We start from the raw sequence: 14,389 nt of genomic DNA on the forward strand, positions 1-14,389 counted from the left end.
TCCCCAGGCAAATCCGCCCCGGGTATTTTTCCGTTACCCTGCCTGCTTTTTGAAAATCAGCAGCTTGCTCAAAAGATAATTCAGAATGATCACCACGATATTCATAAGGATCTTGGCGAGCATTTCTTTCCATCCAAGCACATCAATCAGCAGCCATAGTCCCGCATATTCCACCGCGAGAGAAAACAGTCGGGCTGCAAAAAAAGAAAGCAGTTCCCGCAAAAAGATTCCAAACCGAAAGCTTTTGCTTTCAAACACAAACAGTTTGTTGGTGATAAACGCAAAGAGAACCGAAACGATCCAGGCTATCCCGTTTCCCAGTTCCCACGCGATGGAGAGCCTGCTGCAAAGGGCAAAAACCGCAAGATTGATCAGCGTTGTCAGCACGCCGAATACCACATATAAGATGGTTTCCCGGTTCACGAGTTTCTTAAAAATCGTCCGCAGCCGTTCCATCCGGTCACCTCCTGCTATCAATAGTATAGTTTACCATTCTATAGAAGTCTGTGCAAGAAAAAGTTTTGAAAACCCTGCTTTCCGGCACCGGAACGCTTTATTTGTACCGGAATACTATGAATTATAGGAATTTTTTGCGTAGAAGCAGGGGCAAAATACATTCCCTGCCGACAGTCTTGATGAATGGGAGGACTTTTCTGATGTTTGAACAAACCCAACCTGTCAGCTTCTTTCTCGGCGCCAACACGCCCTCCGGCTTTGTCGGATATCTCGACGACCTCTACGATGCAAAATCCGGATGGCACGCCTTTCTGATCAAAAGCGGACCCGGTACAGGAAAAAATACGCTGATCCGTGCTGTCTTGCACGCAATGGTGGCTCTAGAGGAACCGGTAGAAGCCATCTGTTGCTCCTCCGACCCGAATTCACTAGACGGTCTTCGCTGTCCGCGCCTCAAGCTCTGCATCCTGGATGCCACTGCTCCGCACATCATGGAACCGCGCTATTGGGGCGCCGGGGAAGAAACTGTTGATCTGTGCGCCTGCATGCGTTCGGCTCTTCTCCGCAGCGATGCTGCCGAAATCATCCGTCTGACAGATGCCTGCTCTGCTATGCATGCCCGTTGCCGGAGCCTGCTCCGCGGAGCGTCGGTCTTCCTAAATGAAACTGCGCAGATTGCCGCCGAATATACCGACTTTTCAAAAATTGTCCATACTGCTGATCGGATTGCGGCGTTTACGTTCGGGCGAAAGTCCGCCGTCCCGGGAACGGAAACCCGCCGGTTTTTAAGTGCCGTCACACCGGAAGGCCATGTCTTTTTCGAAAAAACCATCCCGTCTCTCTGTGACACCATTTATTCCATTGAGGACGAAACCGGCGCGGCCTCCGGTGTCTTTCTCTCCGTAATCCGGGAAAAGGCGCTTCAGGCGGGGTATCCCATCATCACTTGCGCCTGTCCGCTCAATCCGCAAAAGAAATTAGAGCACCTCTTGATTCCCTCTTTACATCTCGGTTTTACCACCGCAAATCGTTGGCATCGGCTCGACGCACCGGTCTTCCGGCGAATTCACGCAGCACGTTTTACAGATCTGCACGCGATGCGCGCGCGCAAACAAACCATGGCTTTTTATCGGCGCACCGCAAAGCTTTTCCTGCAGGAAGCCATTTCTGCCGCAAAATCAGCAAAATTGCTGCATGACCAGATGGAATCCTTCTATATTCCCGCCATGAATTGGGAAAAAGCGGACGTTCTCCAGCACTCCATTGTCTCACAATTCGAATCGGCAAGCCGGGCATATTCTGAAAAAATACGCAGCTGAAAATCCAGTTTCCCCTGATTTTTGTTTTTTGTACGATTAAACCGGCTCCTCCGCATCGCGTTGATTGCATATTTTGTTTTCTTTCATAGATTTCAGCATACAGTTCCTGCTCACCGGCCTGTTCAATCAACCGCTTTGCAAGCCGAGCCCATTCGTCTTCCGTTAGATCTCCGATATCGGTCATCACACCGTGCCGATAGCCAAACACCTTATTCCGGCCTTCACCGGAAATAAGGCAGCTCCGTCCGGTATAGTAGTGAACACGCAGAGCCGCAAAGGTCAACGCATGCTCGGTATTCCCGATGTTATCCATCTGCATCACCTCACAACGCGAGTCTGCGGCTTTCCTCCGGAAGCACCTGCTTAAAAAGCTCCATATACCGCTGAAAGACCTCTGCGGTCAGAGGCCCCTTCAGGGATGTTTCACTCCAACAGATGAGTTCTTCCTCCGGGACACTGTAAGCATCCGGGATAAATCCGGCTGTCATAGTGCGGACAATTGGGCCGGATCAGCTTTTGCACCTCCGCCTTGGTTGTGGCGGAACCTATCATCCGGCATTTCTTGTCCGCAATGGCATAGAGCAGTTTCGGCAGATAGCCAAGCTGCCGGTAATAATGCAGATACCGCCAAAAATCGCTAACGGCTCCAAGGCGGAGCTTTTTGACTCGTTCAGGCGTATCTGAGGCGGCAATCTCCGCAATACACGGGATGATCACCGTCATATAATCGTCTTCCATAGGCATTTCCTTTCTGCATCTCTGCATGTGAGATCTATCTGAACGGGTATGCCGAAAGGCTCCCCGGAATAAAGAGTAAGGGAGCGGTTAGGCTCCGATCTATATAGAAAAAGCGTTCAAAGGACCGAAGTACTCTGAACGCTTTTGGATCCGGGGATCCCAGTTATGAAATTGTAGACAGGGAGGAGCACACACTCCCCGCCGTCCCTGTCTGTGCCTCTGTTTGTGAGAGGCAGAAGAAACAAAAAAGCGCCTGAAGACTTTCATCCTCAGGCACTGTGTTACTCATTCACTGTGATTGCTCGGTGGCAATTCTGAAACTTACATAAATATTATAGCAGGGATTCTACCATTTCGCAAGTAAAACCTTGAGAAATACACCGGCCTTTTTACGCCGTCTTACGCTTCATCCACATCGATCTGGCAGCATTTCATTGCAGCGAGAGCTGCCCGATGTGTTTCTTCGGTCACACCGGCACAGCATCGGGCAGCCACAGTAATTTTTGCGTCCGGGAACGCCGCACGGAGAATCAGTGCATTGGAGATCACACAGATATCCGTACACAGGCCGAGAAGCTCCAATTCCAGAGTTTCTCCTGGGTATTTCTCTGTAAGAATCTTCGGAACTTCAAAAGATCCAAATGTGTGTTTTTCCACAAGAATATAGGTTTTTCCATCCAGCGCCATCTGAACATCCTGGTTCAGCGCATGTCCAGGTGTACCCTTGATGCAGTGGGATATGGGCAGCTTCTGCCCCTCCAGCGTTTGCGGATAGTTTGTGTCATGGGTGTCCAGCGTCACCAGAATGGTATCCCCATCAAATTCCCGAATCTTCTCTGCCGCCACAGGAACAATAGCTGCCGCTGCGGGGGAGCCCAGTGCACCGTCCACGAAATCCTTTTGCATATCTACAACGATCAGAGCCTTTTTCATTCTGAATCTCCTTTCTCCATATGACATCCCTATTGGAGGGTGTGGTGCGGTTTGAAATTCCGCTCCGCTTATATGGGATATTTTGCAATCGGGAGCGTTATCTCAAATACAGCACCACTATCCCAGTTGTAAGCGTGGATTTCCCCTTTATGCAGTTGAATAATCTCCTTCGTCAGAGCAAGACCGATGCCGGATTTTCCGCTCCGCCCCATGTAAAAACGGTCAAAGATGTGGGGCAGGTCTTCCGCGGCAATGCCGTCCCCGTCGTCCTGTATCCGGATCGTTACATTCCGCTTGTCGTGGCGGCAGGTCAGACGGAGCTCGCTGTTGGCGTACCGCAGACCGTTGGTCAGTATATTTGTAACCGCCCTGCGCATCTGTGTGTCGTCACATTTGATCATGACGGGTTCTTCAGGGAAATCTGGCACAATGGCGATGCTGCACTGTGTGGCAGTCGGCTCTACGGTGCGAAGGCTGTCGTAGAGCAGTTCCCGAAGATCTACCTCGGAAAGCATAAGCTGCTGCCCGCCCATATCGATTTTCGAGATATCCAGAAGCTCATCCACCAGTTCTGCCATACGGTCGCTTTCTGTTAAAATTACCTCCGCAGAAGTGCCTGCATCCATCACGCCCGCCTGTATGCCTTCCGCATAGCCCTGTATCGCCATGAGCGGCGTTTTCAGCTCGTGGGAGGCGTTCTGGAAGAAGGTCTGCTGCCGTTTTTCCTCGTTTTCAATATCCCGTCCAAACCGGAAACCCAGCAAGCACATGATAGAGGAGATTGCAAGCAGCACCGCGAAGAATACCCAATTCAGCGTTACGATATAGCGCGTGATCGGGCCGATGTCTATGTACATGATGTAGGAGTACGGCTTTTCCCAATCGTCCTGCTCCTCCTGCACGGACATGAATATCAGGTGATGCCTGTCCGTTTTGAAGGTATAGCATTGGTTGAGCGATAGATCCCGCCCCTTGCAGTATTCCAGCAGTTTTTTCTCCAGGCGATATGCGTCCCTGTTCCAACCGCTTGATTGATTGGTATTATCCAGCTCTAAAAAAACGATGCTTGGCGTAAGGAAGTGCTCCTCCGCGTCATTCCATTCATCGTCAAAAAAGGATTCATCGCCGGTATAGGGGATGGCGCGGTTCTGGTACTGTGCCTCGCTGATGAGCGCCTTTTTTGCCTCACGCACAAAGTGTGCAGGTATAATGAGGTTCACCGCCAGCATAAACAGTGCAAAGAGCAGCAGAGCCGAGCCGAGGATCAGATACACGATCCGCTGTTTGATGTTTTTCATACGCTTCCCGCCTCATTCAGCTTATACCCGAAGCCCCATATCGTGGTCACGCTGACCCGACTACCCGCCTGCAGCAGCTTTTTTCGGATACGGCGCAGCGTTTCGTCGGTCACGCGGGTCTCTACCTCCGAGTTGAAACCCCATACCGCGTTGAGCAGCTCCTCTCGGGAGTAGGCCTTCTCCGGCTGTTTCATCATATAGCTGAGCAGCCGCAGTTCGGTCTGAGTCAGCCCTACCGGCACAGTTCCGCAAAAGACGGCATTTTCCGTGGCGGAATAGCGGATGTCCCCATAGCACAGCTCGCCGTCTGCCGCTGCGGCCTTCCCATGATCCATCTCCACACGGCGCAGCAGCGCCTTGACCTTCATCAGCAGGATCGTGGGGCGAAAGGGCTTCGTGAGATAGTCGTCGCTGCCCTGGCTGATGCCCATAACATAGTCCAGCTCGCTGTCCTTGGCCGTAAGCAGGATGATGGGAATATCGGAAACGGTGCGCAGCTCTCTGCACACTGCAAGTCCATCCGTGCCGGGCATCATGATGTCCAGAATCACCAGATCCGCAGGCTCCTGCTGAAACGCCTCCAGCAGTGCGTCTCCGCTTTCAAAGGAGCGCACGGTGTATCCATCGCTTGTAAGAAAGCTATGCAGCAACTCTCGTATGCTTTTTTCATCATCAGCCAGATAGATGGAATGTCCCATGCGTCCTCCTTGAAAGCAGCGCCAAATGCTGCGCGTGGGCGCAGCATCGGCACGATGTTGATTTTATACTATCAGAATATCACCTTTCCGTCAAAAGGGGCAGATGCCGCTTTCGCAGCCGGTGTTGCCCCAGATGGAATTGTACAGCTCGCACAGCCGGCTGTCGATCTCCGTAAGACGGTTGTAGTCGGCGATCAGCGCGTCCTTTTCCGCATCAGACAGGAAGCTCAGGCTGCGGATGAAGGCGGCCTCATCGTAGTTGTCGAAGTCGTAGTCATCCGGCAGGTTGAAGTACGCTTCATCTACCTTGTCCCACAGGTCGGCGTGCTTTTCGCAGACGCGGTCATACTCCTGCTCCAGGGTGTCGATCTCATCCAGCACCTTGGGGTCGGCCTTTTCCAGTGCCTTCTCGTAAAGCGGCATATTGTCGCAGTCGGGCAACTGCGCATACAGCGCCTCCATCTCAGCGTCAAGGCCGTTCAGCTCCTTGATGTCCGCCAGAAGCGTTTCCTTCTCCGCTTCCGTCAGAGCATTGGTGCTGCGGATAAACGCTGCCTCGTCAAAGTTTGTGAAGTCGTAGTCGTCAGGCAGGGCGTTGCAGATTTCGTCCAGCTTTTCCCACAGCGCTGCGTTTCTCTGGAAGATGGCGTCGCTCTTTTCCTCCACCACCTCGATCTGCTCCCAAATTGCGTCCTCATTTTCCGTTGCGATGGCAGTTGCAGGCTCTGCCGTGTCAGAGGTGGCCGCAAAGGCGGTGGTCGATGCCCCAATGGCTGATACCATCAATGCAAGGGCCAATACAAGACTCCAGACTGTTTTCTTCTTCATGGTATGTTACGCTCCTTTTCGAAGTATTTGGGGTTGTTTATCAACCTTGTCTACATCATACCAGAAGCGGCATCGAAATTCCCCCGCAAAAGTGCAGGGAAAGTGTCACAAAAGTGCAACAACCTCTGTGCTGAATAGCTCAGCGCGCATCAAAGCGGTAGTCAGGACATATGTGGCAGACGTTCGATGCATATTAAATGCAAAGAGCAAGTTCATTCTGCATTGGCTTGGGACATAAAAAGAACCTGCGCTTTATTCTTTGGATGCACTCCTTTCAGGGAAACCCGTTCATACGTTCCCCGGCCCGTTTGCGAAGGCAAGCCATTTTGCGCCATAGAAATCAAATTCGAACCGCTGTCCCACCTCATTTTCCACAAAACGTTTCTTCACATGATACCAACCGCGAAGCTCATTTCGCAGGCTAATATCCGTGGAAATCGGCTCAACCCATATGGTGTCGTATCCGGCAATATCGTTCTTTCGCAGCGGCATATCTGTTACTATACCGGTTGCTGTAAAAGCCTGCGGCAAAGCGTACACTTCGGCGGCATCCGTATACCGTTTGCAAAAAGCAGTTCTCCTTCTATTGTATCTACCATCGCCCGGCCATATCGGTTTGAAAAGACAGGCATCTCATGAAAAACCGGCAAAATTTCCACTGGAACCGGCTGGATCAAATCTGCCCGATGATATCGAGCTTCCGGGAGTCCCGGAAGATAATCCACACTCACACCGTAAAGCTCGGACATTTGAATTAGGGAGTCCACAGAGGGATTCTTCCTTTCTCCCTCCCACGCACTTAATGTCGGCTGCGAAACTCCCGACATTTTGGCTGCCGCTGTAAGCGCAATATTTTTCTGTTTTCTTGCTAATCTATATCGCCGTGCCGTAAGAGCACCCCTTTGACGCACTGCCGAGGTTTCGTTTAGCAGTATGCGTTTTCAATTTTCATCATTGGCGTTGACAGCAACGGCAACTCCATTGAATTCTAACTGATCCTCCACAGGAACAATCAACACCTTTCGCCCATCGATGACCTTTGCCTCTACAAGATGACTGTATTCCGGATCGATAGAGAGCGAGATTCTCTCCGTTTTGAGTTCCACTTTCTTTGTGTCAATCAGATTGAGCGGATTGAGAACGGCTCCTTTGCCAAACCACTCTCCACAAGCTGTCTGAAAAGATTCCGCCTGCTCCTCTGAGGCACCGCAGTCCAGTAGAATCTTACTTACCTCAACGGTGCTGACCGTAAGAGTTTCAGGATTTTTTGCTTCCTGATGTGCTTCAATCATTGCGGTGAGCTGCTCATGGACAGCCTGCATGATGTTCAGGCTGCAAGAACCTCCTAACGCATCCGACAAGGCAGCTTCAAAGGCTTCTCTTTGTTCTGCGGCCGACATAGGCAAATCGGTATGGAATACTGCATCAATGAACTCGTGGTGCAATTCTCCGGCTTTGCGAGAGTAGAACAGGGCATTATAAATGTTGGTATTGCGGTCATCAAAGGCCGGGAACAGGAAGCCCAGCTCCGGCACAGCGACAGTTTGACTGGCGGCACAATGAAACTCGTTATCTCCGGAGAAGTAGCCCAATTCCGTTTTTCCCGTTTTAACCGGGCAGACCGCACACAGAATATAGGAAAACACCTCGTCTGAGTCCTCGGTACACAGGGCATCCCGACTCCGACGGGGCACATCATAGCGGTCGTTTGCCAAAAGCAGCAGATAGCTGCTCTCTCCCATATCCAGCGATTGAATGACCTTCTGATAAAAAGTCTGGCGGATCTGATTATCCCGCATATCGGATGCGCGCAGTTCCATTAACAGCTTATGCTCTTCGCCGTCCATAACCTGCTGTGTGGAAAACACGATATCTATCAGGTTTTTCCCCAGTGTTCCCGACAGTGTCTTTTTCAGCAGACTAAGGTATTTTTCAGCTTCCTCCTGCGGCATCATGCCAAGAGACTCGTCCAAATCTGCAATAATTTCACGGTTGCTGTTGACAAAACAGCCGTAAATACGGCTGACGGCATTCTTATCGGGCTTCCAACGGCGACGCAGTTCATTGACTTCTTTTTGATTCATTGGTTTTGTCAGACCTTTCGTTAGGATTGTTGTCGGAAAACACCATCGCAGTTCAGATGTGCATCCGGATGCCTGCCGCGCTTGGCTTTCCATGCCAGTACTGGACTGGCGGTTTTCTTACGATAGGCAGTCAACTTCTTCACAGGAGAATTCCAAATGATGTTCTTCACAGTAGCTGCGGATCACGAGGAGCATCATTTTTGTCGGAAGAGACCTTCCGTTTTCCCATCGGTTTACGGAAGTATAGCTGACGCCCAACTCTTTGGCAAACTGCGTCTGGGACAGCTCCGTTCGCTACGCAGTTTCAGAATTGCATCTGCAAAGGCCATTTGCTTCACATCTCTTATGTAGTGTACAGTATAGCATATTGTGCCTTCACTAAGCAAGCCCGGAATAGTACATCCCATTCAATAAACGACAGGAGGACACTGCCCGTCTATTCTGTTTCGGCAGAGTGACGCGAAATGAGAGCAAAAAAATAAGCAGCGTTACCGCCGCCGTCACAATTTTCCTTATAACGAAGATAGCCCTTGACTGCTTGAATCTCGCTGCAGTCAAGGGCTATCCCTCATTCTTGATATCTAACATCATTTTTATACCTCGCTTTCTTCAGATTCATGGCACCACTTACATGTCTGTTGAACTTGCGCCCTCCTTATAAAATACCGCAGTGCGATGATCCGACCGTTTATGACGGCTTTCATTAGGCGATTACAGCTTCTTATCGGTGCCATCTTCCCCATGCTCCAACGGCTGGGGGTACTTCTCAGGTCATTCGACTCACCCTTTCTGTAATTAAAGGATAGCATATATTACGGCAAAACGCAAGGTGGGAATCTGTATGGAATCCCTAAAAGGATTCTGTGCATCACTACAAAAAGAAAACATTTGCCGTAGAAACCGTTGACCATACCACAAATTCCTTATATAATAATATTGTTGTGAAGATTAGCTGGCGGCAGAAATTTCCGCCAGCTTTTTCTTTTAGCACATTGCAGGCTTCCCGTTTCCCTCAATGCGGCCATCCGCCATCTGAACGATCCTGTCGCAGCGTTCGGCAATCGAAGGATCGTGCGTAACAATAATCAGCGTCATGCCGCTTTCCTTGCAGAACCGCATAAGGATATCCATGACATTCGTTTTGTTCGCCGCGTCCAGTGAGCCGGTGGGTTCGTCCGCAAGAATGATCGGCTGGTCACAGACGATCGCACGGGCGATCGCCATCCGTTGCCGCTCTCCACCGGACAATTTGCCCACCTTGCGGTTCAGCTTGTCGGAGATATCCAGTTTCTGCGCGATCTCCCGGATTCTAGGCTTATGTTTGCTTCTTAAAGTATTGCTTCGAAAGAAATAAGGCAGTGGCGGATATCATGACGCCAATCATATCAAGGATAATATCGTTGATGTCAAACGCCCTGCCGAAAAACGGCTGAAGGATCTCTATACCCACGATACACAGGAATCCGGACAACAGGGTTTTCTTCCATGTCGCCTCTGGCTTTGCCAAAGGGTACAGAATACCGAACGGCAGAAAAACCACCACATTGGCAATCTTTTCCGAGTTGATATGCGTGAAGAAATCCGGCACGAAATTGCAGTTCCACGCAAACATACGGATCCCAAAGCCGTCATCCTCCAAATGATAAAGCAGTTGGTACCAAACATGACCGATCACATCCAGCGCAAGCACAAGGCCCACCAGTCCTGTCATGTAGCTGACGAACAAAGCTCCGAAGATTCTTTTGCTCAGCGGCATTGCGTTTCTCTTATGGTGCTGAATGATCAGATATACAATCCCCGCGAGCAGAGCAAAGGGGAGGATCTGTAAGAAATACCCCGGATAGGTTGCAAAAAAGAAATACTGAAAATTCATGTTGCTTGGAAAGTACATTTTCGTCCCCTTACTCCTCTGATTCGGACAGAAACTACATTACGCCGCCAATGCGGGAATCCTCACAGCCGATTGAATCAAGCGTCCACCGCCCGCTTTTGCAAGAGGGACAAGCCCAAAAAGCAGAGTGCAGAGAAGGCGATGCCGCAAAGAATGTATATCCAGTTAAAGAACAGCAGATTGACTGCATACCGCATCGGCATCCGTGTAAAGAGTACCGTATACGGTTCGGCCGTTCCAATTGCCTCCATGACCGCCGTGACACGGAATGGACTAATCCCGCATAGATACGCCCCAAGGAAATACAGCGCCAGTTTCTCGACAACAGCCGGGAGAAGGATGCCAAGCGCATAAAACAGTGGCTTGCGCTCCTTGCAGCGCTTCCACAGAAACAGCGCCCCGAAGCAGTACGGCAGCAGCGCAAGGCAGACTCCCTGAGCAGTCAGGTGCAGCTGCAGCCCGAAGACAAGAAAGACCATGCGGATCATAAGGTATCCGCCGAGAATGATCAGCCAGCAGATCAGCAGGGATTTCAAGTTGAGTTTCCCATGTGCGGTTGCTCCATTGTTGTACATTTTCTTTTCCTCCTTACAGATTCTCGTTTTTCAAGGCGTCGATGGGATTGTCCTTTTTCACTTTCCTCATTGCGTACATCATGGTGGCGAATACGACCAGAAACACGCTCAGTACGGCGATGCCGATAGCTGCCCACGGCAGATGGAAGGAGGTTTCATAGGCCGTTGTGACTGTGCGGTAGATGAGATATGTAATGCCGCAGGACACCGGCAGGCCGAGAAGCAGCGCCTTGGAGCTGTACAGCAGGCACTCGTAGTTCATCATCCTGCGGAAGCCCTTCTGCGTCATGCCCACCGATTTCAGCATGGCAAACTCCCGGCGGCGCAGGCTGATATTCGTGGAGATCGTATTGAACACATTGGCCGCGGCAATTAGGGAGATCAGCACGATAAAGCCGTAGGCAAATACCCGGATAACGGTCACGACATTCCAGTTCGTTTCGGCGTTTGCGGCGTAGTCGAAAAGCTGCCGGCTGCTAAGACCGTTTTCCGTCAGCACGGTGGCCAGATTTTCAAAGCTCGCGGTGTGATTGCTCGAGGTGAGGAAACACTCTGTATTACGGAATTGATTCAGCGCCGCCTCGGGAACCACGCTCTCCAGCATGCTGTACGGATAGATCATATTGATGGCCACCGGTGTGCTGCGGCTGACAAAGAACGGAGCCTCCTCAATGGTTTTTTCGGATCGCAGCGTGTATTTTGCAAAGGATTCCTCGTAGGGCAGCTCGATGATGTCGTTCTCGTTGTCTCTGTTTTGATAGAGGACAACCTTATTGCCGTTCTCATCGATCCGGCTGTCTTTTCTGTAATATCCGTCGATCTCTACATAGTAAAGCCCCTCGATCACGCACCCATCGCCCTTGAGCGTATCCAGCGTGACATACTTCTCAAGCCGGCGGTCAAACTCAATGTTGCGATCCAGGGCAATGCCCAGGGGCTTGTCCCGGTTATAGTAATCCGCTTCCTTCAGGTTGTACTTTTCCAGTAACCTGTTGAACTCGGCGTCCGCGACGAAGTACAGATAACCGGAGATGCTGAGATCCTTCGGCGCTGCGTCCTCACGATCCATGCCGAAGTCGGCAAAACGGTCGGCAAACATTGCCGTGACATATTCACGGGAAATATCGCCCTGCAAAAACTGTTTCTTGGTATAGGTGCCGCCGGTGACATTCTGCTCGGATAAAAGCAGCTCCAGAAGCGCATCGGGTGTCATGGCGGCGGAAGCGTCCGACTCCGCCGCGTAGATCAGGTCGAATTGATCGGAGGCCAGCCCTCCCTCAGCGGATTCCATCATGTAGTCGGTGAACGCCGCCGCAGAAACAAAGAGGACGATGCTCATAAAGAGGCTGACAACGGTGGTTCTGTATTTTTTCCGGTTGCGTTTATAGTGCTTGCCGGCAAGGACGCCGGGAAGTCCGAACAGCTTGTAGGCAAGCTTTGAGGTTCGGACGCGTCTGCCGCTTACCTTGATGTCCATGCTCTGGCGGATCGCCTCCACGGCGGAAACTCCGGTTGCCCTCTTGGACGGTATCCATGCCGAGATCAGAACCGTGACCAGTGCGATGGCCGCAGCAATGACGACAGCCTGCCACGAAACACAGATCCGCATGGGAATGTCCGCACGGACGATGGATGAGAATTTGTCTCCGATCAGAAGCAGCGTTATGCCGATACCGCCGATGCCCACCAGGATGCCCAGGGGAATCCCGACGGCGCTGACCGCAAGCGCCTCAAACAGCACCATTCTCCGAAACTGCTTTCCGGTGGCGCCCACGGAGGAAAGCAGGCCGAACTGCCTTGTCCGCTCCGAAACGGAAATGGAGAATGCGTTATAGATGAGCGATACGGAGCCGAACATAATCAGAGCAATAATGATGGCGGCAAGACTGTAAAACGCGGTAAGAAAGGAATCAAAGCGGGTCGCGCCGGAATACAGCAGGACCTTCGTATTGTAGGCATAGCCATACTCTTGCGTATAGCCCATTTCCTTCATGAAGTCAAATACCTCTGCGGGCCTGTGCAGCTTGAAATAACAATGAATCGGAGACGAATCGGCAAAACTCCTGTCCGCTGCTGTAAGCGCCGTGTACCCGGGCGCGGCGTAGTCCTCAAAGGCGGGTCTTTCATAGATGCCGACCACCGTGTATGTTTTTGCTTCGGTGTTTTCGAGCCTTTCGCCGCTCATAACCTCCGCCTGCGTTTCGCTGTCATAGGTATAGACGGGTGTGCCTTGTCCCAGCCTCCGGCCGTCAAGCATTCTGTCACCCACATCAAGCGTGACGGTGTCGCCGAGCTTATAATTCTCCTTGCCGTTTGATGTCAGGTGCTCCGGCAGGATGATTTCCGTGGAATCCTTCGGCAGCGTTCCCAAAAGGAGATGCACCGGCATTGTCTCAAAATAGCCGGACGCCGCATCGCCGCCAAGCACATACAGATAGGGCTTGCGCTCGTTGGCGCTGTCGATTTTCGCATAACCCAGAACCTGCACACAGGCGGCGGAGGAAACCTTGCCGGAATCGCGGATGTCCTCATAGTCCTTGTATGCGGCGTCATAGACCGCTCCGTGCCAGTCTCCGCTGCTGTAGATCTCGCACCGCAGCACGAAGTTCTGCATGCTGGAGACAAAGGTGGTAGACGCGCAGATCATCGCCGCCGAGAGCATAATGCCGATGATTGTGACGATGGTTCTTGTCCTGTTTTTCTTCAGGCTCTCTAAGGTTACCTTGTTGAAAACATTCATCTGCGGATCACCTCGTCTCTGGTGATTTTCCCGTCCTCAATGGAAAGGATTCGATCCGCCTGCAGGGCGATGCTCTCGTCGTGGGTGATGACAAGGAGGGTCTGCCCGTATTTTTCGTTGGAAACCTTCAGCAGCTCCACGATCTCCCGGCTGCTTTTGGAGTCAAGATTTCCGGTGGGCTCGTCGGCGAGCACCACGGCGGGTGCGTTCATCAGCGCCCGGCCGATGGACACCCGCTGCTGCTGGCCGCCGGAGAGCTGATTCGGCAGGTGGTTCTCCCGGCCGGTGAGCTTCAGGGTGGTCATCAGCTCGGAGAGCCTTTCCCGGTTTACCTTTTGCCCGTCCATAAGCACGGGGAGCGTGATGTTTTCCGTTACATTGAGTACCGGAATGAGATTGTAAAACTGATAGATCAGTCCCACCTGACGGCGGCGGAAGATGGCAAGCTGTTCCTCGTTCTGCGCGTACACATCCTTGCCGTCCATAAATACCTTCCCGCCTGTAGGCCGGTCTACGCCGCCGAGGATGTGAAGCAGAGTGGATTTGCCTGAGCCGGAGGGGCCGATCACGGCGACAAACGCTCCTTTCTCCACCGAAAAGGAAACGCCGTCCAGCGCCCGCACCTCATTCTCGCCCTTGCCATATACCTTTGTCAGGTTTTCCACTCTCAAGATCTCCATATCGGGATGCTCCTTTCACTTTTTACACCCTCATTCTATTTTGTCAAGGTGACACAGCGGTGACTCCCGGGTGACGGATCCGTCACTTAGGGTGTATCTGAAAGCTCATGATGTGACCGGCAGCGAGGGATATTTGCGTTGAGCAAGAC

The 14,389-nt window shown here is 51.7% G+C and carries 16 protein-coding genes and 1 pseudogene; 1 reads left to right on the plus strand and 16 read right to left on the minus strand.

The annotated features are described in order from the left end of the window. Positions 1-33: 33 nt before the first annotated feature. Positions 34-456: a GtrA family protein gene (locus IAG03_RS11770; RefSeq protein ID WP_249320229.1), complete on the minus strand. Its 423-nt coding sequence runs from the start codon at positions 454-456 to the stop codon at positions 34-36. Positions 457-656: 200 nt separating this feature from the next. Here IAG03_RS11770 and IAG03_RS11775 point away from each other — a divergent pair, with 200 nt between their 5' ends. Further along, positions 657-1,775, plus strand: coding sequence for a hypothetical protein (locus tag IAG03_RS11775; protein WP_249320230.1), 1,119 nt, complete (start codon positions 657-659; stop codon positions 1,773-1,775). Between the two features lie 423 nt (positions 1,776-2,198). Here IAG03_RS11775 and IAG03_RS11780 read toward each other — a convergent pair whose 3' ends face one another. The 15 genes and pseudogenes from IAG03_RS11780 to IAG03_RS11840 all read right to left on the minus strand — a co-directional run bounded on the left by IAG03_RS11780 (position 2,199) and on the right by IAG03_RS11840 (position 14,240). Further along, positions 2,199-2,513, minus strand: coding sequence for a hypothetical protein (locus IAG03_RS11780; protein WP_249320231.1), 315 nt, complete (start codon positions 2,511-2,513; stop codon positions 2,199-2,201). Between the two features lie 399 nt (positions 2,514-2,912). Beyond that, on the minus strand, positions 2,913-3,446 hold the full coding sequence (locus tag IAG03_RS11785; protein ID WP_249320232.1) for a cysteine hydrolase family protein: 534 nt from the start codon (positions 3,444-3,446) through the stop codon (positions 2,913-2,915). A 68-nt stretch (positions 3,447-3,514) separates the two neighbouring features. Further along, on the minus strand, positions 3,515-4,744 hold the full coding sequence (locus IAG03_RS11790) for a sensor histidine kinase (RefSeq protein WP_249320233.1): 1,230 nt from the start codon (positions 4,742-4,744) through the stop codon (positions 3,515-3,517). Continuing rightward, positions 4,741-5,442, minus strand: a complete 702-nt coding sequence (locus IAG03_RS11795; protein ID WP_249320234.1) for a response regulator transcription factor — start codon at positions 5,440-5,442, stop codon at positions 4,741-4,743. The genes IAG03_RS11790 and IAG03_RS11795 overlap by 4 nt, the downstream gene beginning before the upstream one ends. 90 nt (positions 5,443-5,532) lie before the next feature. After that, positions 5,533-6,270, minus strand: a complete 738-nt coding sequence (locus IAG03_RS11800) for a hypothetical protein (protein WP_249320235.1) — start codon at positions 6,268-6,270, stop codon at positions 5,533-5,535. A gap of 288 nt (positions 6,271-6,558) precedes the next feature. Beyond that, complete coding sequence (locus tag IAG03_RS11805) at positions 6,559-6,762, minus strand: hypothetical protein (RefSeq protein ID WP_249320236.1); 204 nt, start codon at positions 6,760-6,762, stop codon at positions 6,559-6,561. 8 nt (positions 6,763-6,770) lie between these two features. Further along, positions 6,771-7,181, minus strand: a complete 411-nt coding sequence (locus IAG03_RS14285; protein WP_346726142.1) for a helix-turn-helix domain-containing protein — start codon at positions 7,179-7,181, stop codon at positions 6,771-6,773. Between the two features lie 30 nt (positions 7,182-7,211). Beyond that, entirely contained in the window at positions 7,212-8,354 is a 1,143-nt protein-coding gene (locus tag IAG03_RS11815; protein ID WP_249320238.1) for a DUF4317 domain-containing protein, read from the minus strand. 117 nt (positions 8,355-8,471) lie between these two features. Beyond that, a complete protein-coding gene (locus tag IAG03_RS14600; protein WP_430472460.1) occupies positions 8,472-8,639 on the minus strand; it encodes a helix-turn-helix domain-containing protein in 168 nt (55 codons plus the stop codon). 699 nt (positions 8,640-9,338) lie between these two features. After that, a complete protein-coding gene (locus IAG03_RS11820) occupies positions 9,339-9,578 on the minus strand; it encodes a P-loop NTPase family protein (protein WP_249320239.1) in 240 nt (79 codons plus the stop codon). After that, a pseudogene (locus IAG03_RS14605) lies at positions 9,579-9,713 on the minus strand (hypothetical protein); the annotation flags it as partial. Next, positions 9,670-10,110, minus strand: coding sequence for a VanZ family protein (locus IAG03_RS11825; protein ID WP_249320240.1), 441 nt, complete (start codon positions 10,108-10,110; stop codon positions 9,670-9,672). The pseudogene IAG03_RS14605 and the gene IAG03_RS11825, both read right to left, overlap by 44 nt. Positions 10,111-10,322: 212 nt before the next feature. Next, a complete protein-coding gene (locus tag IAG03_RS11830) occupies positions 10,323-10,820 on the minus strand; it encodes a hypothetical protein (protein WP_249320241.1) in 498 nt (165 codons plus the stop codon). A gap of 13 nt (positions 10,821-10,833) precedes the next feature. Then, on the minus strand, positions 10,834-13,560 hold the full coding sequence (locus IAG03_RS11835; protein WP_249320242.1) for an ABC transporter permease: 2,727 nt from the start codon (positions 13,558-13,560) through the stop codon (positions 10,834-10,836). After that, positions 13,557-14,240: an ABC transporter ATP-binding protein gene (locus tag IAG03_RS11840; protein ID WP_249320243.1), complete on the minus strand. Its 684-nt coding sequence runs from the start codon at positions 14,238-14,240 to the stop codon at positions 13,557-13,559. Before IAG03_RS11840 ends, IAG03_RS11835 begins: the two co-directional genes overlap by 4 nt. Between the last annotated feature and the right edge of the window lie 149 nt (positions 14,241-14,389).

Source organism: Yeguia hominis (assembly GCF_014384705.1).
Taxonomy (GTDB): Bacteria; Bacillota; Clostridia; order Oscillospirales; family Acutalibacteraceae; genus Yeguia; species Yeguia hominis.

Bases quoted from the DNA above. Each gene is read 5' to 3' on its own strand.
- IAG03_RS11770 (WP_249320229.1), bottom strand. From the start codon at position 456: ATGGAACGGCTGCGGACGATTTTTAAGAAACTCGTGAACCGGGAAACC.
- IAG03_RS11775 (WP_249320230.1), top strand. From the start codon at position 657: ATGTTTGAACAAACCCAACCTGTCAGCTTCTTTCTCGGCGCCAACACG.
- IAG03_RS11780 (WP_249320231.1), bottom strand. From the start codon at position 2,513: ATGGAAGACGATTATATGACGGTGATCATCCCGTGTATTGCGGAGATT.
- IAG03_RS11785 (WP_249320232.1), bottom strand. From the start codon at position 3,446: ATGAAAAAGGCTCTGATCGTTGTAGATATGCAAAAGGATTTCGTGGAC.
- IAG03_RS11790 (WP_249320233.1), bottom strand. From the start codon at position 4,744: ATGAAAAACATCAAACAGCGGATCGTGTATCTGATCCTCGGCTCGGCT.
- IAG03_RS11795 (WP_249320234.1), bottom strand. From the start codon at position 5,442: ATGGGACATTCCATCTATCTGGCTGATGATGAAAAAAGCATACGAGAG.
- IAG03_RS11800 (WP_249320235.1), bottom strand. From the start codon at position 6,270: ATGAAGAAGAAAACAGTCTGGAGTCTTGTATTGGCCCTTGCATTGATG.
- IAG03_RS11805 (WP_249320236.1), bottom strand. From the start codon at position 6,762: ATGCCGCTGCGAAAGAACGATATTGCCGGATACGACACCATATGGGTT.
- IAG03_RS11815 (WP_249320238.1), bottom strand. From the start codon at position 8,354: ATGAATCAAAAAGAAGTCAATGAACTGCGTCGCCGTTGGAAGCCCGAT.
- IAG03_RS11820 (WP_249320239.1), bottom strand. From the start codon at position 9,578: ATGGCGATCGCCCGTGCGATCGTCTGTGACCAGCCGATCATTCTTGCG.
- IAG03_RS11825 (WP_249320240.1), bottom strand. From the start codon at position 10,110: ATGCCGCTGAGCAAAAGAATCTTCGGAGCTTTGTTCGTCAGCTACATG.
- IAG03_RS11830 (WP_249320241.1), bottom strand. From the start codon at position 10,820: ATGTACAACAATGGAGCAACCGCACATGGGAAACTCAACTTGAAATCC.
- IAG03_RS11835 (WP_249320242.1), bottom strand. From the start codon at position 13,560: ATGAATGTTTTCAACAAGGTAACCTTAGAGAGCCTGAAGAAAAACAGG.
- IAG03_RS11840 (WP_249320243.1), bottom strand. From the start codon at position 14,240: ATGGAGATCTTGAGAGTGGAAAACCTGACAAAGGTATATGGCAAGGGC.